This window comes from Pantoea sp. BRR-3P (genome assembly GCF_039621635.1).
GTDB lineage: Bacteria > Pseudomonadota > Gammaproteobacteria > Enterobacterales > Enterobacteriaceae > Pantoea > Pantoea floridensis.
Window position 1 is genome coordinate 1,251,783 of sequence record NZ_CP155066.1, and the last position, 20,521, is coordinate 1,272,303.

Below are 20,521 nucleotides of genomic sequence, written 5' to 3' on the forward strand. Positions count from 1 at the left end.
ACGACAGGACATCCGCGTCACTTTTAGCGCCTATCTGATATTATTGAACAGACACCGCCGCAATCTGGCGAGATGAAAAAACAAGGAGTAGGGATGACTTCACAATCCCAGCAACATCATTCACCTGAAGCGCTGCGGGCCCTGGTCAGCGGCGTGCTGAGTGACTTTGAACATCCGACGCTGCAACACAACCTCACCACGCTGAAAGCTTTGCGCCACGTGGCGCTGCTGGATGACAAGCTGCATATCGAGCTGGTGATGCCGTTTGCGTGGGCCAGCGCCTTTGAAGTTTTGAAAGCGCAAACCAGTGCAGAATTGCTGCGCTTAACGGATGCCAGCGCCATCGACTGGCGGCTGCGCCACGATATTGCCACGCTGAAGCGCGTGAAAAACCATCCAGGTGCGACCAGTGTGAAAAATATCATCGCGGTGAGTTCTGGCAAAGGTGGCGTAGGCAAATCCAGTACCGCCGTGAATATGGCGCTGGCGTTGATTGCGGAAGGTGCGCGCGTGGGGATTCTTGATGCGGATATTTACGGCCCGTCAATTCCCAACATGCTCGGCACCGAAAATCAGCGTCCCACTTCACCGGATGGCACGCACATGGCGCCGATTATGGCGCACGGCCTGGCAACCAACTCCATCGGCTATCTGGTAACCGACGATAACGCCATGGTGTGGCGCGGCCCGATGGCCAGCAAAGCCCTGATGCAGCTGCTGAACGAAACCATGTGGCCGGATCTCGACTATTTGATTCTCGATATGCCGCCAGGCACCGGCGATATTCAGCTTACGCTGGCGCAGAACGTGCCGGTGACCGGCGCGTTAGTGGTGACGACGCCGCAGGACATCGCGTTAATCGATGCACGCAAAGGCATGGTGATGTTTGAGAAAGTGAGCGTACCGGTACTGGGCGTGGTCGAGAACATGAGCATGCACATCTGTAGCCAATGTGGCCACCACGAACCGATTTTCGGCAGCGGCGGCGCGCAGAAGCTGGTGGAGGATTACCACACCCGCCTGCTGGCACAGCTGCCGCTGCACATTACGCTGCGTGAAGATCTGGATGATGGTGAACCAAGCGTGGTGCGCCGTCCTGACAGTGATTTTACCGCGCTGTACCGCCAGCTGGCAGGACGCGTCGCGGCGCAGCTCTATTGGCAGGGTGAAATCATCCCGGGCGATATTGCTTTCCGCGCGGTTTAACGCCGTCCACTTTCGCTGGCGCGAGCCGCCAGCGGAAAATGCATCAGCACATATTTTCCCTGCTCACTTTCGCCAACCGCTTCACGCCGCCAGCCGTGTTTCAGATAAAAATCCATCGCCGCCTGATTCTTTTGCAAGCATTTCAATGCGCCGGTGGAGGTGAAACGTTCTTGAACCTTTTCCAGCAGCGCGCTGCCAACGCCTTGCCCTTGCGCATCCGGATCGACATACAGGCTATGCAGGAAGTTGTCGTTATCCAGCACCGCCGCAAACCCCACGCGATGCCCGTCCAGTTCGGCCACCAATACGGTTTCACCCAAAATCACCGCATCAAAATCTTCTAATTGCCAATCATCGCCAGCCAGCCACGTCCAGTTATGGCGACGCGCGGCCAGATACAGCGTGCGCAGAAAAGGGCGATCGGCTTCGTCAAAAAAACGTATATGCACTCAACAACTCCATTCTCGTGATTTGCAGGTGCGCATAAATGCGCACCCTACGAAATCCTCACGGGTCAAATGTAGGGGCGCCATTCATGGCGACCAGTTAATGATTAAGCCATCAGTCAAAAGTAGCAGTTTCACGCCGAAAAGATAAAGCCTGTCAGAACAACGGCTTTTTTGTGTAGAATGCCCGCGCGAGCCGCATGAAATCTGGCGTCGGCGCTTTGATAGCTTTTGGTTATCTGATTGATAACGTCTGCATATTAGAAGTTGGCCCGAAAATTCTGTAACTTGCATCACATCTTTTAACGGAGGTCACCATGTCCATCATTAATACCAAGATCAAACCATTTAAAAACGCAGCGTTCAAAAACGGCGAATTCATCGAAGTCACCGAGAAAGACGTTGAAGGTAAATGGAGTGTTTTCTTCTTCTACCCGGCTGACTTCACCTTCGTATGCCCAACCGAACTGGGTGACGTTGCAGACCATCATGAAGAGTTCCAGAAACTGGGCGTAGATATCTACTCTGTTTCTACCGACACGCACTTTACCCACAAAGCCTGGCACGGTTCTTCTGACACCATCGCAAAAATCAAATACGCGATGATCGGTGACCCAACTGGCGCGCTGACCCGTAACTTCGAAATCATGCGTGAAGACGAAGGCCTGGCAGACCGTGGTACCTTCATCGTTGACCCGGAAGGCATCATTCAGGCGATCGAAATCACTGCAGAAGGCATTGGCCGTGATGCATCAGACCTGATCCGCAAAGTGAAAGCAGCACAGTACGTGGCTTCTCACCCAGGCGAAGTTTGCCCGGCAAAATGGAAAGAAGGCGAAGCAACGCTGGCTCCATCACTGGACCTGGTTGGCAAAATCTAAGCCAACATCACGCCATTCGATCTTTCTCTATCGGGTGCTACGGCACCCGATTTTCATGACAGGAACTCACTATGCTCGACACCAATTTAAAAACCCAACTCAAGGCTTACCTTGAGAAACTAACGAAACCGGTTGAGTTGATTGCCACATTGGATGATGGCGCTAAATCGGCAGAGATCCGTACTCTGCTGGTCGATATCGCGAGCTTGTCAGATAAAGTCAGCTTCCGTGAAGAGAACGATCGTCCGGTGCGTAAACCCTCTTTCCTGATTACTAACCCAGGCAGCCAGAGCGGTCCGCGCTTTGCCGGTTCGCCAATGGGCCATGAATTCACTTCACTGGTTTTAGCCCTGCTGCAAACCGGTGGACACCCTTCGAAAGAAGCGCAGAGCCTGCTGGATCAAGTGGTAGCGCTGGAAGGTGATTTCCATTTCGAAACCTATTATTCACTGTCGTGCCACAACTGTCCTGACGTGGTACAGGCGCTGAACCTGATGGCGGTACTGAATCCGCGCATCAGCCATACCGCGATTGATGGCGGTATGTTCCAGAACGAAATCACCGAACGCAACGTGATGGGCGTGCCAGCGGTATTTCTGAATGGCAAAGAGTTCGGTCAGGGCCGTCTGAGCCTGGCGGAAATCGTCGGTAAAGTGGACACCAACGCCGATAAACGCGCGGCGGAAGAGCTGAACAAACGTGATGCCTATGAAGTGTTGATCGTCGGCAGCGGCCCGGCGGGCGCGGCAGCGGCCATCTACTCGGCACGTAAAGGTATTCGTACTGGCCTGATGGGCGAACGCTTTGGTGGCCAGGTGCTGGACACCGTCGACATTGAAAACTACATCTCCGTGCCGAAAACCGAAGGCGCCAAGCTGGCCGGTTCATTGCGCGCTCACGTTGATGATTACGATGTGGATGTGATTGATACCCAGAGCGCCATTAAGCTGATTCCTGCGGCGAAAGAGGGCGGTCTGCACGCGATTGAAACCGCATCCGGCGCGGTACTGAAATCTCGCAGCATCATCATTGCCACCGGGGCGCGCTGGCGCAACATGGGCGTGCCGGGCGAAGAGCAGTATCGCACCAAGGGCGTCACCTATTGCCCGCACTGCGACGGTCCGCTGTTTAAAGGTAAACGCACGGCGGTGATCGGCGGCGGTAACTCAGGCGTTGAAGCGGCGATCGATCTGGCCGGTATTGTTGAGCACGTTACGCTGCTGGAATTTGCCAGCGAAATGCGCGCCGATAAAGTGCTGCAAGACAAACTGCGCAGCCTGAAAAACGTCGACGTGATCCTGAATGCGCAGACCACGGAAGTGAAAGGTGACGGTAGTAAGGTTACCAGCCTGACCTACATCGATCGTAATAACCAAACCAGCCACGAAATCGCGCTGAGCGGCATCTTCGTGCAAATTGGCCTGCTGCCAAACACCACTTGGCTAGAAGGTGCGGTTGAGCGCACTAAAATGGGCGAAATCATTATTGATGCCAAGTGCGAAACCAGCCTGAAAGGCGTATTCGCCGCCGGCGACTGCACCACGGTGCCATATAAGCAGATCATCATCGCCAGCGGTGAAGGTGCGAAAGCCTCACTCAGCGCCTTTGATTATCTGATTCGTACTAAACCGGCTGAATAATTTTTGCGATAGCCACGCAATAGCCCTGCAACCTGTGTTGCGGGGCTTTTTTTTATCTTTATACGTCCTTAGCCTAACCAGCGTTTTGCTTCGGCATCGCTGATATCGCGGTAATAGACTTTATGCAGTCGTTCACCGCAGCTTTTGCATTGTGCTTCTACATGAGTAGAGAAATAGTGGCGACCCGCTGGCGAAATTGCACCTTTACGGGATATTTGGACGTTGCGCCATCGATGTGCATGCGGAATAAAGCTGAAGAATTTTAATTTCATTATCGCTACCGGATTGGGGTGGGCGGTGTCTGTCTTTAAATCCGGGATGCCATTAGGCCGATTTTCACGCGAGATGGGCTTGATATTTATCAAGCGTTATTCAGACAGGTCTCGATTTTAAGGTGGTGCGGCGTGGAACGTCCTCGTTCGCCCACGATGAATGAACGAGGCATCCACTGATTTACAAGCTCCGATGCTGCCATTATCCTGTCTGCGGCATGAAGCAATACATTCATGCTATGACTCGGGGTGCCCCTGTAACACAGGGCTGAGATACACCCGCTGACCTGATCTGGATAATGCCAGCGTAGGGAAGTCAGATGCCTGACCGCATTCGCCTTCTTGATCGCCGGTTGGGAGCTTTATGACACAGCCTAACCTTCTCTCCACTGCGCAACTCGCGCAATCCTTGCTCCTCCTGCGACAGCAAGCGCCACTGGTGCACTGTATGACCAACGACGTGGTGCAAACCTTTACCGCAAATGTATTGCTGGCGCTGCACGCTTCTCCGGCGATGGTGATTGATGCTGAAGAGGCCGCGCAGTTTGCCGGGTTTGCCGATGCGTTATTGATAAACGTCGGCACGCTAACGCGCGATCGTCGAGACGCGATGTTAGCGGCGGTGCAGGCCGCGCAAAAAGCCGGCACGCCGTGGACGCTGGATCCGGTTGCGGTCGGCGCATTAACGCTGCGCACCGAATTCTGCCAGCAGCTGCTTAGTCTGCATCCGGCGGCGATTCGTGGTAACGCCTCAGAAATTCTCGCCCTGGCTAATCAGGCAACGGGCGGTCGTGGCGTGGATAGTCTGCATCAGGCCGATGCCGCGCTGAGCGCTGCGCAACAGCTGGCGCGTGACTATGACACTGTCGTCGCCGTAACCGGCGAAGTGGATTACGTTACCGATGGCACTCAAACGTTGGCGATCCCCGGCGGGAGTCCGCTGATGACGCGGGTGGTCGGCACCGGTTGCGCGTTGTCGGCGGTGGTGGCGGCTTTCACCAGCTTACCGGGCGAGCGTCTGCTGCATGTGGCCGCTGCCTGTCGTGTGATGTCGCTAGCCGGTGAAATCACGGCGCGTCAAGTCGAGGGGCCGGGCAGTTTTGCGTCGGCTTTTCTTGATGCGCTCTGGACGCTGGAGATGACAGTATGAAACGCATCAACGCATTAACCATCGCCGGTACCGATCCAAGTGGCGGCGCCGGTATCCAGGCCGATTTGAAAGCCTTCTCCGCGCTGGGCGCGTATGGCACCAGCGTCATCACTGCGCTGGTGGCGCAGAATACCTGCGGCGTGCAGTCGGTTTATCGTATCGAACCCGATTTTGTTGCCGCGCAGCTCGATTCGGTGCTGGACGATGTGCGCATTGATAGCGCAAAGATCGGCATGTTGGCAGAAACGGCGATCGTTGAAGTGGTGGCCGAGCGGCTGAAACGCGCCAGCCTGCCGTTTGTGGTGCTGGATACGGTAATGATTGCCAAAAGTGGCGATGCGCTGCTGTCGCCGGATGCGGTAGCCAGCGTACGCGAACTGCTGCTGCCGCAGGTCTCGCTGATCACGCCGAACCTGCCGGAAGCCGCAGCACTGTTGGGGCGCGCTATGGCGCAGGATGAAAAAACCATGCTGCAGCAGGGCGATGCGCTGCTGGATCTTGGCTGTGAGGCGGTGCTGATGAAAGGGGGACATCTTAGTGATGCCGAGAGCCCGGATTGGCTGATCACCCGCGCGGGACGCCAGCGTTTTACCGCGCCGCGCGTCAATACCCAACACACGCACGGCACCGGTTGTTCACTCTCAGCGGCGCTGGCCGCACTGCGGCCACGGCATAATGATTGGGCGGCGACGGTGGCTGAAGCCAAAGCCTGGCTGCAGCAGGCGCTGCTGCATGCCGATTCGCTGGAAGTGGGCAAAGGCATTGGGCCAGTGCACCATTTCCATCAGTGGTGGTAGGGCGTAACGCCAGATTGCCGCTTTTTCACTGCGAATCCGTCTGAAAAATGGAGTCAGCAATTTGCCAGCCTGCGGCATTCCGGTCCAGGCTGTTGGGGGGAAATCGACAGGTGTCGGTTCCAATCCAGCCATTTATCAGGAGCGAACATGACGGACATCGTACAGTTATTGGGCAAAGAGGCGGATAGCCTTCTTCAACATCGCTGCATGACCATTCCAGCGGACAGCCTCTATTTACCCGGCGCGGATTATGTTGATCGTGTGATGATCGACAACAATCGTTCTCCTACCGTATTACGCAACATGCAAACCCTGTACAACACCGGACGTCTGGCGGGCACCGGCTATTTATCCATTCTACCGGTCGATCAGGGCGTGGAGCACTCGGCGGGCGCATCGTTTGCTGCCAATCCTGCCTATTTCGATCCGAAAAACATCGTTGAACTGGCGATTGAAGCCAGTTGCAACTGCGTGGCGTCCACATACGGCGTTTTGGCTTCGGTTTCGCGTCGCTACGCGCACCGTATCCCGTTTATGGTGAAGCTGAACCATAACGAAACCCTGAGCTATCCAACGCAATACGACCAAACGCTGTATGCCAGCGTGGAGCAGGCGTTTAATTTAGGTGCGGTAGCCGTTGGCGCCACCATCTATTTTGGCTCTGAGCAATCACGTCGGCAGATTGAAGAGATCTCTGCGGCGTTTGAACGCGCACACGAGCTGGGAATGGTGACGGTGCTGTGGGCCTATCTGCGTAATGATGCATTTAAGAAGGAGGGGGTAGATTATCACGCCAGCGCCGATCTGACCGGCCAGGCCAACCATCTGGCGGCCACCATCGGTGCGGATATCGTTAAGCAGAAGATGGCTGAGAATAATGGTGGCTATAACGCCGTGAAATTTGGTCACACCGATGAGCGCGTGTACAGCAAACTGACCACGGAAAATCCGATTGATTTGGTACGTTATCAGTTGGCGAACTGCTATATGGGGCGCGCAGGTTTGATTAACTCAGGCGGTGCCTCTGCCGGTGAGACAGATATCGCTGAATCGGTGCGTACGGCGGTGATCAATAAGCGTGCGGGCGGTATGGGGCTGATCCTTGGCCGTAAAGCGTTTAAGAAGTCGCTGAAAGAGGGCGTGCAGTTGATTAATGCGGTGCAAGATGTCTATTTGTCGAAGGATGTGTCGATTGCGTGATTGCGTGAAAGGTCAGCATAAATGCTGACCCTACAACACATTGAATATTATGCATATCGTAGGGTCGCCATTCATGGCGGCCTCTTAGCATCAAGGCGCCTCAAACCACTCGCTGTTGCGCTCAGCGATGGGCGTGATGGTCAAAATCATTTCCTGCAAATGGCGGCGCATCGCGCTTTCAGCGGCTTCAACGTCATGCGCTTTCAACGCATTGAAAATATCTTCGTGCTGCTGAATCAACCGTTCCGGCGGTGAGACTTCACTCAGCGTCAGAAAGCGTACGCGATCCATGGTGGCTTTAATATTCTCCACCGTTTCCCATGCCAGCAGGCAATGGATCCCTTCGGCAATTAAGCGATGGAACTCATCGTCCAGCGCTAAAAAAGCCTGACTGTCATGCCGTTCGGCGGCCAAACGCTGCAGCTGCAGATTGTGCTCCAGCGCCATCAGTCCCGCTGCATCAATCTCCTGCGCGGCGCGGCGGACGACAGCAATCTCTACCGCTTCACGGATAAAACGGCCGTCGGCCACGCGCTGAGCGGAAATCTTGCGCACGAAAGTGCCGCGCTGCGGTAAAACCTGTACCAATCCAGCTTCGGCCAGTTTAATAAAGGCTTCACGTACCGGCTGACGGGAAACGTTAAAGCGCGCCGACACTTCCTTCTCCGACAGCAGCGAGCCCGGATGAATGACACAGGTCACGATATCTTTACGCAGGTAACGATAGATCTGCTGATTTACCGGTTCGCTGGTGGTTATGGTATAGGCAGTCGACATGCAGCAATATCCGTATTACGGCTGGCATGTGCCAGCCCGATGAGAAAGGTTCAGTCTAATCAGCACGCTGCGTCTGCGCTACTCATTTATGAAGGCGCTTAGCCTTGTGTGACAAGGGCATGCACCGTGGCGCGCGCGCCCTGATTCACTAACTGCTGATAGAGCTCGGTCACACGGGTGACAAAGGCGGTGTGCTGCAGCAGATCGTCGCCGAACACCGCCTTCAGCCCCAATAGCGCTTTGACGCGCGCTGCGCCTTCCTCACTGTTGGCCACGATGTCCGCCAACCGATCTTTCAGCGGATCGCGGATCTCAATCGGCGCGCCTTGCTCGTCCACGCCGCTGACATAGCGCATCCAGCCAGCCACACCCAGCAGCAGATAATCGCATGAGGTGCCGTTGCGCAGATGCCAGCGCACGCTATCGAGCAAACGCTGCGGCAGTTTTTGCGTGCCGTCGGTGGCGATCTGATAAGTGCGATGCTTAATGGCGCGATTTTCGTAGCGTGCAATCAGTGAGTTGGCATAGGCCTCGAGATCGACGCCTTGCGTACGCAGCGTAGGTGCCTGATCCTGCAACATCAATGCACGAGCCGCCTGGCGATAGCTGGCATCAGCCATGCAATCGCTGATGTGGTCGTAACCGGCCAGAAAGCCAAGGTAGGCGAGGAACGAATGGCTACCGTTCAGCATGCGCAGCTTCATCTCTTCGAACGGTAATACGTCGCTGACCAATTCCGCGCCGGCGTTTTCCCAGGCCGGGCGGCCGTTTACGAAGTTGTCCTCAATCACCCATTGAAAGAACGGTTCGGCTTCCACCGCCACCGGATCGCGGCTGCCTAAACGTGCGCTCAGCGTGTCGAATGCCGCATCGGTCATGGCCGGAACGATGCGATCCACCATGGTTGAAGGGAACGTGATGTGCGTCTGGATGTAGGCCGCCAGTGCCGGGCTATGGCGCTCCGCCAGCTGAGTCACCACATTGCGCGTGACGTGGCCGTTTTCCGGCATATTGTCGCATGACATCACGCTAAACGGCGGTAGATTACGTTCACGACGGCGAATAATCGCCGCCAGAATCAGCCCCGGTAACGAACGTGGTGCCGTTGGATGTGCGAGGTCATGCACGATATCCGGATGATCGGGATTCAGCTTGCCGCTGGAGGGCATATAGCAATAGCCTTTCTCGGTCACCGTCATCGAGACAATTGCCACTTCCGGCTGGCTCATGGCTTCAATCACCGCCTCAATGCCGTCACTTTTGCCGTGCAGCGCCTGCGTCACCACGCCAATCACGCGCGTGTGCAACGTCTCATCGGCCATTTCCGTCAGCGTGTAGAGCAAATCCTGCTGACGCAGCGCCTGAATCAGCTCGCCGCTGTTGAGATTCACTTCGCAATAGCCCCAGTCGCTGCCCTGTGCGGCCAGTTTATCGGTCGCAAGCGCCTGATGCGCACGATGAAACGCACCAAAGCCAATGTGCACCATACGGGTTTTGAGTTGTGTGCGATCGTAAGAAGGGCGTTGTACATCAGCGGGGAGGCGTTCAAGCTCTAACATAATCATTCCTTTTAGCAAATGGGGCGCTGAGCGCCCCACGAGAATTACACCGAAACTGGTTTGTTGTTGGCCTTGGGTTCACGAATCACCAGCAGCACCAGCAGGGCACCGACACCCGCCACTGCACCCGCCAGGATAAACGCACTGTCGAATTTACCCGAGTGCTGTACGATGAAGCCGGTGACGACAGGGCCAATAACGCCTGACAAGCTACCAATCAGGTGGATAAAGCCGCTGATGCTGCCGACACGGCTTTTGTGCACCACGTCCTGCACGATTGCCCAGTAAATCGCGCCGGTGATGTAGAGGAAGAAGATGGAGATCGACATCATGATCACCGCCGAGTTGACCTCTTTTATCGTACCTGCCAGCGCTACGCAAATAGCGGCGGCGGTAAGTGAAACCACCAGCACAATTTTGCGTGATAGCAGCAGTTTACCGGTGAGGTTGAAAATCTTATCGGAAATCCAGCCACCCAGCGCCAGGCCCACGAATCCGACAATCCACGGGATCATGGTGGTGATGCTCATCGCTTTGATATCGAGGCCATGCGCCTGCACCAGATACGCCGGGAACCAGCTCAGGAAGAAGAACAGAATGTAGTTGTAGCAGAAGAAGGCAAACGCGGTGACCAGAATGATCGGCTGGCGCAGGTAGAAACCCAGTCCGTGCGCGTTGCCGCTCGGGTCGATAACGTCAGCCGGTTCTTCGGCTTTCAGTTTTTCCACCAGCGCACGCTCTTCTGGGGATACGCGTTTACTTTTCGCCGGGTTATCTGCAGCAAAGAAGAACCACAGCGCCAGCCACACGAAACCAATTGCGGCGATGACGACAAACGCCGGACGCCAGCCGAACGACAGCGCCAGATAGCCGACAATCGGCCCAGCAACAGCGCCGCCCAGCGGTGAACCCGAACTCAGTAAACCCATCGCCGTCGCGGCTTGTTTTTTCGGGAACCAGCCGTTAATGGCCTTGTTCGCTGAGGCAGAAATCGGCCCTTCCGCCATGCCAAACAGCACGCGCAGAATCATCATTGACCAGAAACCGGTTGCCATGGCGGTCAGGCCGCAGAACAGTGACCACATGCCGACGGCGGTGCCGAGTACGATGGTCGGGCCGAATTTATCGGTCGCTAAGCCACCGATAAAGTTGAAAAGGGCGTAACCAAAGAAGAAGCTGCCGAAAATCATGCCGAACTGTTCGGCGTTAATCGTCAGGTCTTTTTCCACCAAAGGTACGGTCAGCGAGAGGGCGATACGATCGAGGTAATTGATCATAAACACCAGGAACAACAGCAGTACGAGGGTCCAGCGCAGGTTCTTAAACATAGAAACTCCGTCATCGTCATTTTTTATAGTAATAATGCCGGCGGGTTATGACCGGCATGGGGACACCTGGTGTGCGGGTTAACTTAACCCATTTGTAGGATCACTTTGCAGCAGGTGCGGGGATCTTTTTCGAACAGCGTCATGGCTTGCTCAACGTCCGCCAGCGGGAAATAGTGTGTTACCAGCTTTTCCGGCTGGATCTGACCTTGCTCAATCCACTCAATCACCTGTGGAAAGCGATTGCTGTTGAGGCGAGAGGTGAACAGCGACAGCTCTTTACTGGTGAGACTTTGCTGCGTAATGCTGCAAGGTTCGCCGGAGAAGCCGAGCAGACCGATGCGCGCCGCAGGTGAGGCGAGAGCCGCGGCTTCAGCGAGAATAGACGGATGGCAGGCGGCATCAATAATCAACGTGGGTTGCACACCTTCAAGCTGGGCTGCTAACGGGATTTCGCTGTTGTTAAACACGCCATCGGCACCGTTTTCCTGCGCTAGCGCCAGACGCTCCGGCAGACGATCGACCACCAGCACCTGCTCGACGCCGTACACGCCTTTCAGCACCTGAATAGCGGTAAGGCCCATCGGGCCGGCACCGTAAATCAGCGCCACATCGTTCGGCTGCGGTTTGAGAAAGGCGGTAATATTAGCGGCAATGGTGAAAGGCTCAACCATGCTGGCAAGTTTATCGGGAACGCTATCGGGCAGACGGTAGGCATTTTTCGCCGGTGCCACCGCATACTCACTAAAGCCACCGTCGCGATGTACCCCAATCACCTGCAGCTCTTTGCACACATTAGGGCGGCCAATAGAGCAGGGATAGCAGTGACCACAGCTCACCACCGGATCGACAGCCACACGTTCACCAATGCGATTGTTTGCCACGCCATCACCTACGGCATCAATCAGGCCAAAGAATTCGTGACCGATCACGCGCGGATATTTCGCAAAAGGATTATGCCCATGCCAGATATGCACATCAGAACCGCAGATGCTGGCATATTGCACTTTAACGCGTACTTCACCTGCAGCGGGCTGCGGCAGCGGGCGCTCTGCCAAAACTAATTCACCGGGTTGTTCAATCACCACACTTTTCATCATTTACTCCTTGCCTGCTGCCAACCTAAGTTGTGAAGCCGGCATCAATGGGAAAGCAATGCTGAAAAAATACGCGCACCAATACTACCATACAAGTCGGCGTTGCAGAGTTGTGAAGAAAGTCACAGAGCGTGAAACAGGGAGAGATGATTGCAGTGCGTAAGTTGTTCCATCACTCAGGAACTCTTTTACAGGGACGCCATGTATGGCGATCGTGATATCAAGGCAGGCTAAATGGTGCCGTTGAAAAAGACAAAACCCGCTCAGGTTTCCCTGAGCGGGTTTTTAAATCTGGCTCCTCTGACTGGACTCGAACCAGTGACATACGGATTAACAGTCCGCCGTTCTACCGACTGAACTACAGAGGAATCGTTTGAACGGGGCGCATATTAACGAGCAGGCTGCACCTTGTCAAAACTCTTTTTCACAATTTTTTCTGACTGCTGAATAAAGCGTCAATTCCAGTGTTGATGCTGCTTTAAAGCCGAAAATAGCGCCAGCCGTAGCCGTATTTGTGATGGTCATCACCAATCTTATGCAAAATTACATTCTGATTTGTCGTTTTTGTCAGATACCTCGCATGCATGATCACAGATATTTCATTTCGTCGTTGTCGCGCCAAAAAGCGAAACATATATTCCATATCACTTGATACTCGAACGAACGCAGGAATCATCATGAACAAAGTCAGAATCGGTATGATTGGCAGTGGATATATTGGTCGTTGTCACGCGATAGCCTATGCGCAGGCCCCCACGGTTTTTGCCCTGAAAGGGGAAATCGTGCGTGAAATGCTGGCGGAAGTGAGTCCAGACCTGGCCGCGAAACAGGCGGCCACCTTTGGCTTTGCGCGATCTACCGGCGACTGGCGCGAGCTGGTACGCGATCCCAACATCGATGTTGTTGATATCTGCGCGCCGAATTTCCTGCACAAAGAGATGGCGCTGGAAGCAATCCGTAACGGCAAGCACGTCTATTCCGAGAAACCGCTGTCGCTGTCGGTGGCGGATGCGGAAGAGATGGTTCAGGCGGCGCAGCAGGCCGGTGTGAAAACGCTGGTCGGCTTCAACTACATGAAGAATCCCACCAGCCAGCTCGCGCGCGAGATTATTGCTCGCGGTGAAATCGGCGATGTGGTGCACTTCTATGGCACGCACAATGAAGATTATCTGGCGCATCCGGAAACCCCGCTCGACTGGCACTGCCAGAAAGCGCTGGCAGGATTGGGCGCGCTTGGCGATTTGGCCGCACACATTGTCAACATGGCGCACTACCTGGTTGGCGATATTGATGAAGTCAGTGGCGATATGATGACGGTAATTCAGCAGCGCCCGGATCCGAAAGATACTTCGCGCCTGTTGCCGGTGGAAAACGAAGATCAGGCCAGCGCGCTGCTGCGTTTCAAAAACGGTGCGCACGGTGTGTTTGAAACATCGCGCATCGCCTGTGGCAGTAAAATGGGCCTGACCTATGTGGTTACCGGCACCAAAGGCACGCTGCGCTATACCCAGGAACGCATGGCCGAGCTGGAGCTGTATATCCATGATGAACCGGCAGGGCGCCAGGGATTCAAAACCATTTTGACCGGTCCTGCGCATCCGGACTACGCCAATTTCTGCGTCTCAGCCGGGCACGGTATTGGATTTAACGATCAGAAGACCGTTGAGATTCGCGATTTAATTAACGGTATTGCGGCAGGCGATCGTATGTGGCCCGATTTCGCCGAAGGATTACAGGTGCAGAAAGTGTTGGAAGCCGTGGCTGTTTCAGCGCTGGAACGCCGCTGGATGAAGGTGTAATGACGAGATTTATGCCAAATCGTAGCGGCGCAATTTATTGCGTAATGCTCGTCAGTTAGGCGTGAATGGGTCACCATGAATAGTGACCCTACATGGATATAACCGGCTTTTCGTAGGGTGCGCATTTATGCGCACCTGCATAAAAAGGCTTTTTTGCTTAAGTGAGCGGCATTACGCATTTATTACGCCGCTACGGTAATGTGCGTTAAGCCAGCAACGGGCACTGCGGTGGTAAACGACAGCTCAGCGCACCCGGCATCACTTCAATGTCAAACGCGCTGCCGCTGAGCGGTTCGCCATCCAGATTAAACGTCATTTCATGCGGTGAGCGAATGGTCAATGACTGCAGCTGCGCTGAAACGATATTCGGATTCTCATCATCACGCGTCAGCGAATGCAGCAACGTCGGCAATAACTCTTGCGCGGTGACGATGCTCAAATTCAGTTGCCCGTCATTAATCAGCGCATCCGGGCAAAGCCTTTGGCCGCCACCCGCCTGACGTCCATTACCAATCCCAATTACCAGCGCATCGCCCTGCCAGTTGAAACCGGGGCCGCTAATTTCACAGCTGTCCGGCTTCAGGGCATCCACACGCATCAAACCGTGAATAAAGTACGACACGCCGCCCAACGCTGATTTCAGCTTTTCGGGCGTTTCGGTGGTAATACGGGTGCCAAAACCGCCGGTCGCCATATTGATAAAATAGCGATTGCCGTTGACGCGCGCCAAATCAATCGCGGTAGCTTTTCCTACCAGCGCCAGCCGCAGCGCCGGCTCCATACCTTCCGGAATACCCACGCTGGTGGCGAAATCATTGGCGGTACCGAGCGGTAAAATACCCAGCGCTGGGCGCTGCGGTTCCGGCAGCTGTGCCAGCGCCGTTGCGACTTCATTAATCGTGCCATCGCCGCCGCCCGCCACCACGGTTTCTGCCTGCAAATCGACCGCTTCCTGCACATAGCGATCGCCATCACCCTTTTCGAACGTGACGCGCACCGCCAGATTAAAGCCTTCGTCACGCAGCGTTTGCACCGCAGCGCGCAAATCTTCATTACCTGCGCCTTTCCCATTGAGGATTAACAGCGTCAGCGGTTTATTTTGCATTATCAGTTCCTTGATGCCAGAGAAAGAGAAGTGGTTATAGCATAGCTGCGGCGAGAACTTTATCGGCGGGCGATGAAAAAAGAAAACCCGCACGGGGGAGCCGGGCGGGTGAATGAGGTGGTTCCTGTTACAACCTGCTGATTATTGTTACTCGTTAGCAGCAGGCGGGATTCTAAAGCGGGACGATGCGGCGGTCTGTGATCCTGTTCTAACTTCACCGCTTTCTTTTCATTATGTGCGATTTTTGCCGTGCGGATCGTAAGTGCTGTTGCCGTCGGTGAAGTTACGCAGCAACAGGGCAAAGGACAGATTGACCGATTCTGGCACCGGGATCCAAACGCGATGCCCATCGCCCGGAGCAACGTCAACCGCCGCGCCTTTATCATTCTGCATGCTTTCGAGCCGGCAGTTGAGATTGCCTTCCGGCGTCATGATCTCCACGGAATCCCCCAGCATAAACTTGTTTTTTACCGCAATCTGCGCCCAGTCACCGCGACGTTCACCGGTAAATTCACCAACAAACTGCTGGCGCTCTGAGATAGAAAATCCGTTTTCGTAGTTCTGATAACTGTCATGGGTGTGACGACGCAGAAAACCTTCGGTGTAACCGCGATGCGCCAGACCTTCCAGCGTCTCCAGCAGCGCGGGATCAAAAGGTTTACCCGCGGCGGCATCATCAATGGCACGCCGATAAACCTGGGCGGTACGTGCACAGTAGTAGAAGGATTTGGTGCGGCCTTCAATTTTTAATGAGTGCACGCCCATTTGGCTTAGCCGTTCAACGTGTGCCACGGCGCGCAGATCTTTGGAGTTCATGATATAGGTGCCGTGTTCGTCCTCGAAGGCACTCATCATTTCACCCGGGTTTTTCTTCTCTTCCAGCATGAATACGCGATCGGTATTAGCGCCGAGGCCGAGCGTTGGCGCCTGCACGTTGACCGGCTCATGAAAGCCGACAATATTACCGACCTCATCCTGCTTACCTTCTTCCACTTTGTATTCCCAGCGGCAGGCGTTGGTGCAGGTACCCTGGTTCGGGTCGCGCTTATTGAGGTAACCGGAGAGCAGGCAGCGGCCGGAATAAGCCATGCACAACGCACCGTGCACGAAGATTTCAATCTCCATTTCCGGCACCTGCTGGCGAATTTCGGCGATCTCATCCAGCGACAGTTCACGTGACAGAATGACGCGGGTTAAACCCATTTGCTGCCAAAACTTCACCGTCGCCCAGTTCACCGCGTTGGCCTGCACTGACAGATGGATCGGCATTTCCGGGAAGGCTTCACGCACCAGCATAATCAGCCCAGGATCGGACATGATCAGCGCATCCGGCTGCATCGCCACCACCGGCGTTAAATCGCGGATAAACGTTTTAAGTTTGGCGTTATGCGGGGCGATATTGACCACCACGTAGAATTTCTTACCCAGCTCATGAGCTTCATGAATGCCCGCAGCCAGTACCTCATGGGTGAATTCATTATTACGTACGCGCAGGCTGTAACGGGGTTGCCCGGCATAGACCGCGTCAGCGCCATAGGCAAAGGCGTAACGCATATTCTTCAGCGATCCCGCTGGAGAAAGCAGTTCAGGTTTAAACATGGAATGTCTCACTGATGTCAGGTCAGCATGCCATCGTGGATGGCAGGTGCAGCGGCCGCGTCAGGCGGCCCTGCAAAAGGTGGGGAATTGTAGGCAGGGCCACACCCGATGTAAATTGACCTGGATCAATGTAACCCGTTACGGGCTACAACAAGCGGCAAACGTCCGCTTCCCAGCGATAACCCATACCGTACACCGCGCGGATAAACGGCTGTTCCGCATCCAGATTTTCCAGCTTACGGCGCAGGTTTTTAATATGGCTATCGATGGTGCGATCGGTGACCACGCGATAATCATCATAGAGGTTATTTAGCAGTTGCTCGCGCGAGAAGACTTTTCCCGGCTCCAGCGCCAGGGTTTTCAGCAGACGAAACTCGGCGGGCGTCAGTTCCAGTTGCTGTTCGCGCCAGCTGGCCTGGAAACGACTTTCATCAATGTGCAGAGGGGACGCCTGTTGCGCCTCCTCCGGCGAGCGTTTGACCCGGCGCAGAATGGTTTTAACGCGAGCCACCACTTCACGCGGGCTAAACGGCTTGCAGACATAGTCATCGGCGCCAATTTCCAGCCCAAGCAGGCGGTCGATCTCTTCGGTACGCGCGGTAACCATGATGATCGGTAGCTCAGAGAAGCGGCGAATTTCACGGCACAGCGTCAAGCCATCGCGGCCTGGCAGCATCAAATCCAGCAGCATCAGGTCAGGTGGCGTTTGCTGTACATAGTTCAGCACCTCGTTGCCATCAGCAATATGGTGCGTGCGGTAGTTGGACGCCTGCAGATAATCAATCATCAGCTGCGCCAGTTTGGGCTCATCTTCTACGACAAGGATCAGAGGATCGCTATTTTCCGGGCTCATAAGTTGCGTCTAGTGAGGAACATACGGCAAGTTTAGCCTGATTTGCAGTCCACCTAAATCAGAGTGATCTGCACTGATGCTGCCGTTATGCGCTTCAGCGATATTTTTACATATCGCCAGGCCAAGCCCAGAGCCGCCGCTGGCGCGATTGCGTGAACTTTCGGCACGGAAAAAACGCTCAAACAGTTTTTCCTGATGAGCAGGATCAACACCCGGTGCGCTATCCGCGCAGGTCAGCTGCCAGTAATCGCCCACGTGCTGCATGCTGAGCTGGACCACGCCGCCGGCATCGGTATAGCGCAGGCTGTTTTCCAGCAGATTAGTGAACAGCTGCATCAGGCGGTCGGGGTCGCCAAAACTCTCCGCCTGAGGAGGAATGGCCAGATTGAGGGTTAAACCGCGGCTGCGATAGCGTTCGCCAAAGCTGCCCGCCACCACTTCCAGCAGATTCACTAAATCTACCGGCTGCTTGCGATAAGCAAGAGCGCCCGCGTCGGAGAGCGACAGCTGATGCAGATCGTCCACCAGCTTGGTGAGTAGCGAAACTTCACTTTGCAGCGAGCTAATAGCATCGGGCGTGAGTTTGCGTACGCCATCCTGCATCGCTTCCAGTTCACCGCGCAGGATAGCCAGCGGGGTACGCAGCTCGTGGGAAATGTCGGCCATAAAGGCGCGGCGGTTGCTTTCGTTCTTTTCCAGCGAGCTGGCGAGCTGATTAAAATCGCGTCCTAACTGGCCCAACTCATCACTGCTGCCCACTTCCACGCGCGTGGCGAAATTGCCCGCCGCCAGATGATGCGTGCCATCCACCAGGCGTTTCACCGGCGCCAGCAGGCCGCGTGCTAAGAGCCAGGTGACCAGCGCCGCCAATAATCCCGTAAGCGCGACAATCATCCAGCTGGTGCGCCGCTGTTGCTGATCAAAATTAATATCGGTGCTGCGCGTCAACCGTTCGGCAGGTGAGGCAATCACCCAGCCGACAATCTTACCGTTGCTGAGGGTGATGTTACGCCGCGTGCCTTCCGGCGGCACCGGCTGGCGCGGGCCGGATAATACTTTATATTGCTGATCGATAATCCAGAATTGTGTGCGCCAGCCGTGTGGCGGTAGCTGATTGCTGCTGCCGGGATTCTGCTCTAATGAGCGCAAAATCGAGAACACCAGCCGATCATTGGTGCGCAGAAAATCCCAGTTGCCGTGCTGCTCATATTGATCGGCCAGCGCATCGCTCAGCAAGGTTAAGCGCTGCTCGTTGCCTTTTTTGATGTAATCCACAAAACCATGTTCAAAGCTGAGACGTACGCCCCAGTGCATAGTGATGATCACCAGCATGCAGGTAGAGAAAATCGCCGCAAACAGTTTGGCGCCAATGCCCAGTTTTACCGGCCGTTTCATCCTTTACTCCTGCTTCTTAAATCAACGTTTTTACTGACATCTTTTGGCACCCGCCAGAACACCAGCGCAGGCAGCACAATCACCAGCGCCATGCACAGATAGGTGTAGATGAAGGTCTGATGGGCGGCCGCGCTATCGGTAATGACGCCATGGCCGAAGGCACCGAGCAGTAAACCGGCAACGGTGACGCCAATACTCATCGATAGCTGCATAATCATTGAAAGCAAACTGTTGCCGCTGGAGGCGAGATCGTCCGGCAGCTCTTTCAGTGTCAGAGTATTCATGGAGGAGAAGCGGATGGCATTGACCATACCCTGGAGTAACAGCACTACCGGCAGCAGCCAGATCCAGCCGAGCAGCGCCACCAGCGGGAACAGCAGCACCACCAACGCCAGCGCGATCGTGGCACCCACCAGCGCATGGCGATAGCCGAATATATTCACAATGCGGACCACTACGCGTTTCGTCCCCATATTGCCGAGCACCATCGGAATCATCATTAAACCGGCGTGGAAAGGGCTGTAGCCAAGGCCAACCTGCAGGAAAATCGGCGTCATAAACGGCAGCATGCCGCTACCGATGCGCCCGGTAAAACTGCCGAGCAGCCCAATGGAATAGATGCGGTTATCGAACAGTTTCAGGCTGAATAGTGCGTTGTCATTGTTGCGGCCATGCATCAGATAGAACAGCAGGGAAAACACGCCAACTAAAATCAGTAAGCCGAGCAGCAGTGGGGAACCGCCCGAACTGCGCTGCCCGTCGAGCGCCAGCGTCAGCGTTGCCATGCCTACCGCCAGCAGCACAAAACCGAGAAAATCGAAGCGCCGCGTTTGCATGGTGTAATTGGGCATCAGCGTCAACGTGGCAATTGCGCCAATGATGCCAACCGGGATGTTAATCAGGAAGATCCAGTGCCAGCTGGCGTACTGCACCAGAATGCCGCCCAGCGCCGGACCGAGTAGCGGACCAATCTGTCCCGGCGTGGTGACAAAAGTCATCGCCGACATGTATTGCTCACGCGGCACGATTTTCATCACTGTTAATCGCCCAACCGGCACCATCATTGCGCCGCCAATGCCTTGCACCACGCGCGCCATGATCAGCTCATCAAGCGTGCTGGAGAAGGCACACAGCAGCGAACCAATACTGAACAGCACGATGGCGCAGAAGAAAATATTGCGCACGCCAAAGCGGTCGGCCAACCAGCCGCTGATGGGCAGCGTCACCGCGACCGTCAGCACGTAGGAGACGATGACCGAATGCATATTTAGCGGGCTGACGTTGAGATCGCGCGCCATCGAGGGGATGGCGGTATTTACGATGGTGGTGTCCAGCGCCTGCATAAAGAAGCCAAACGCGACGATCCACAGCTGCCAGCGCACGGTAGCGTTTTTGGTGTCCACTGAATCTCCTCTGTTAT

General features: G+C 55.1%; 18 protein-coding genes, 1 tRNA gene and 1 riboswitch. Of the genes, 7 read left to right on the top strand and 12 right to left on the bottom strand.

The genetic code is table 11. From position 1 onward, the window contains the following. Window positions 1–93: 93 nt before the first annotated feature. Window positions 94–1,206: an iron-sulfur cluster carrier protein ApbC gene (gene apbC / locus AAGR08_RS05725; protein ID WP_345828989.1), complete on the top strand. Its 1,113-nt coding sequence runs from the start codon at window positions 94–96 to the stop codon at window positions 1,204–1,206. On the opposite strand, the gene AAGR08_RS05730 is transcribed toward apbC, so the two are convergent. After that, window positions 1,203–1,655 (bottom strand): GNAT family N-acetyltransferase, encoded by a 453-nt coding sequence (locus AAGR08_RS05730; RefSeq protein WP_345828991.1) that lies wholly within the window; start codon window positions 1,653–1,655, stop codon window positions 1,203–1,205. The genes apbC and AAGR08_RS05730 overlap by 4 nt on opposite strands. 314 nt (window positions 1,656–1,969) lie before the next feature. On the opposite strand from AAGR08_RS05730, the gene ahpC reads away from it, so the two are divergent. Both ahpC and ahpF read left to right on the top strand, forming a co-directional pair. Then, a complete protein-coding gene (ahpC, locus tag AAGR08_RS05735) occupies window positions 1,970–2,533 on the top strand; it encodes an alkyl hydroperoxide reductase subunit C (protein WP_007889514.1) in 564 nt (187 codons plus the stop codon). Window positions 2,534–2,604: 71 nt separating this feature from the next. Continuing rightward, on the top strand, window positions 2,605–4,173 hold the full coding sequence (gene ahpF / locus AAGR08_RS05740) for an alkyl hydroperoxide reductase subunit F (RefSeq protein ID WP_345828993.1): 1,569 nt from the start codon (window positions 2,605–2,607) through the stop codon (window positions 4,171–4,173). A 68-nt stretch (window positions 4,174–4,241) separates the two neighbouring features. Here the strand turns inward: ahpF and AAGR08_RS05745 are convergent, their stop codons facing one another. Beyond that, window positions 4,242–4,445, bottom strand: a complete 204-nt coding sequence (locus tag AAGR08_RS05745) for a hypothetical protein (RefSeq protein ID WP_097096670.1) — start codon at window positions 4,443–4,445, stop codon at window positions 4,242–4,244. 235 nt (window positions 4,446–4,680) lie between these two features. Next, a riboswitch (TPP riboswitch) is annotated at window positions 4,681–4,776 on the top strand. Window positions 4,777–4,809: 33 nt separating this feature from the next. Here AAGR08_RS05745 and thiM point away from each other — a divergent pair. The 3 genes from thiM to fbaB all read left to right on the top strand — a co-directional run bounded on the left by thiM (window position 4,810) and on the right by fbaB (window position 7,592). Further along, window positions 4,810–5,595, top strand: a complete 786-nt coding sequence (gene thiM / locus AAGR08_RS05750) for a hydroxyethylthiazole kinase (RefSeq protein WP_345828995.1) — start codon at window positions 4,810–4,812, stop codon at window positions 5,593–5,595. Beyond that, window positions 5,592–6,392, top strand: coding sequence for a bifunctional hydroxymethylpyrimidine kinase/phosphomethylpyrimidine kinase (gene thiD, locus AAGR08_RS05755; protein WP_345828997.1), 801 nt, complete (start codon window positions 5,592–5,594; stop codon window positions 6,390–6,392). The genes thiM and thiD overlap by 4 nt, the downstream gene beginning before the upstream one ends. 147 nt (window positions 6,393–6,539) lie before the next feature. Continuing rightward, entirely contained in the window at window positions 6,540–7,592 is a 1,053-nt protein-coding gene (gene fbaB, locus AAGR08_RS05760; protein ID WP_345828999.1) for a class I fructose-bisphosphate aldolase, read from the top strand. Between the two features lie 90 nt (window positions 7,593–7,682). On the opposite strand, the gene AAGR08_RS05765 is transcribed toward fbaB, so the two are convergent. The 5 genes from AAGR08_RS05765 to AAGR08_RS05785 all read right to left on the bottom strand — a co-directional run bounded on the left by AAGR08_RS05765 (window position 7,683) and on the right by AAGR08_RS05785 (window position 12,718). Beyond that, window positions 7,683–8,369 carry a GntR family transcriptional regulator gene (locus AAGR08_RS05765; protein ID WP_097096687.1) on the bottom strand — a complete coding sequence of 229 codons (687 nt, stop codon included), beginning with the start codon at window positions 8,367–8,369 and terminating at the stop codon, window positions 7,683–7,685. A 98-nt stretch (window positions 8,370–8,467) separates the two neighbouring features. Next, window positions 8,468–9,928, bottom strand: a complete 1,461-nt coding sequence (locus AAGR08_RS05770) for a mannitol dehydrogenase family protein (protein ID WP_097096688.1) — start codon at window positions 9,926–9,928, stop codon at window positions 8,468–8,470. 44 nt (window positions 9,929–9,972) lie between these two features. After that, the gene (locus tag AAGR08_RS05775; RefSeq protein ID WP_097096689.1) at window positions 9,973–11,256 is read right to left on the bottom strand and encodes an MFS transporter; all 1,284 of its coding nucleotides are present in this window, start codon (window positions 11,254–11,256) and stop codon (window positions 9,973–9,975) included. Between the two features lie 83 nt (window positions 11,257–11,339). Further along, a complete protein-coding gene (locus AAGR08_RS05780; RefSeq protein WP_097096690.1) occupies window positions 11,340–12,350 on the bottom strand; it encodes a Zn-dependent oxidoreductase in 1,011 nt (336 codons plus the stop codon). A 292-nt stretch (window positions 12,351–12,642) separates the two neighbouring features. Continuing rightward, window positions 12,643–12,718 (bottom strand) — tRNA-Asn (locus AAGR08_RS05785). Window positions 12,719–13,027: 309 nt separating this feature from the next. Between AAGR08_RS05785 and AAGR08_RS05790 the strand changes: the two genes are divergently transcribed. Beyond that, entirely contained in the window at window positions 13,028–14,149 is a 1,122-nt protein-coding gene (locus AAGR08_RS05790; RefSeq protein WP_345829003.1) for a Gfo/Idh/MocA family oxidoreductase, read from the top strand. 205 nt (window positions 14,150–14,354) lie between these two features. Here AAGR08_RS05790 and yegS read toward each other — a convergent pair whose 3' ends face one another. From yegS to mdtD, 5 genes are all read right to left on the bottom strand, one after another. Next, entirely contained in the window at window positions 14,355–15,254 is a 900-nt protein-coding gene (yegS, locus tag AAGR08_RS05795; protein WP_345829005.1) for a lipid kinase YegS, read from the bottom strand. Between the two features lie 231 nt (window positions 15,255–15,485). Beyond that, the gene (yegQ, locus tag AAGR08_RS05800) at window positions 15,486–16,853 is read right to left on the bottom strand and encodes a tRNA 5-hydroxyuridine modification protein YegQ (protein WP_345829007.1); all 1,368 of its coding nucleotides are present in this window, start codon (window positions 16,851–16,853) and stop codon (window positions 15,486–15,488) included. A gap of 145 nt (window positions 16,854–16,998) precedes the next feature. Further along, on the bottom strand, window positions 16,999–17,706 hold the full coding sequence (gene baeR, locus AAGR08_RS05805) for a two-component system response regulator BaeR (RefSeq protein ID WP_097096694.1): 708 nt from the start codon (window positions 17,704–17,706) through the stop codon (window positions 16,999–17,001). A gap of 9 nt (window positions 17,707–17,715) precedes the next feature. Beyond that, window positions 17,716–19,101 (bottom strand): two-component system sensor histidine kinase BaeS, encoded by a 1,386-nt coding sequence (gene baeS / locus AAGR08_RS05810; protein WP_345829010.1) that lies wholly within the window; start codon window positions 19,099–19,101, stop codon window positions 17,716–17,718. After that, window positions 19,098–20,504, bottom strand: coding sequence for a multidrug transporter subunit MdtD (mdtD, locus tag AAGR08_RS05815; RefSeq protein WP_097096696.1), 1,407 nt, complete (start codon window positions 20,502–20,504; stop codon window positions 19,098–19,100). Before mdtD ends, baeS begins: the two co-directional genes overlap by 4 nt. Window positions 20,505–20,521: the final 17 nt, after the last annotated feature.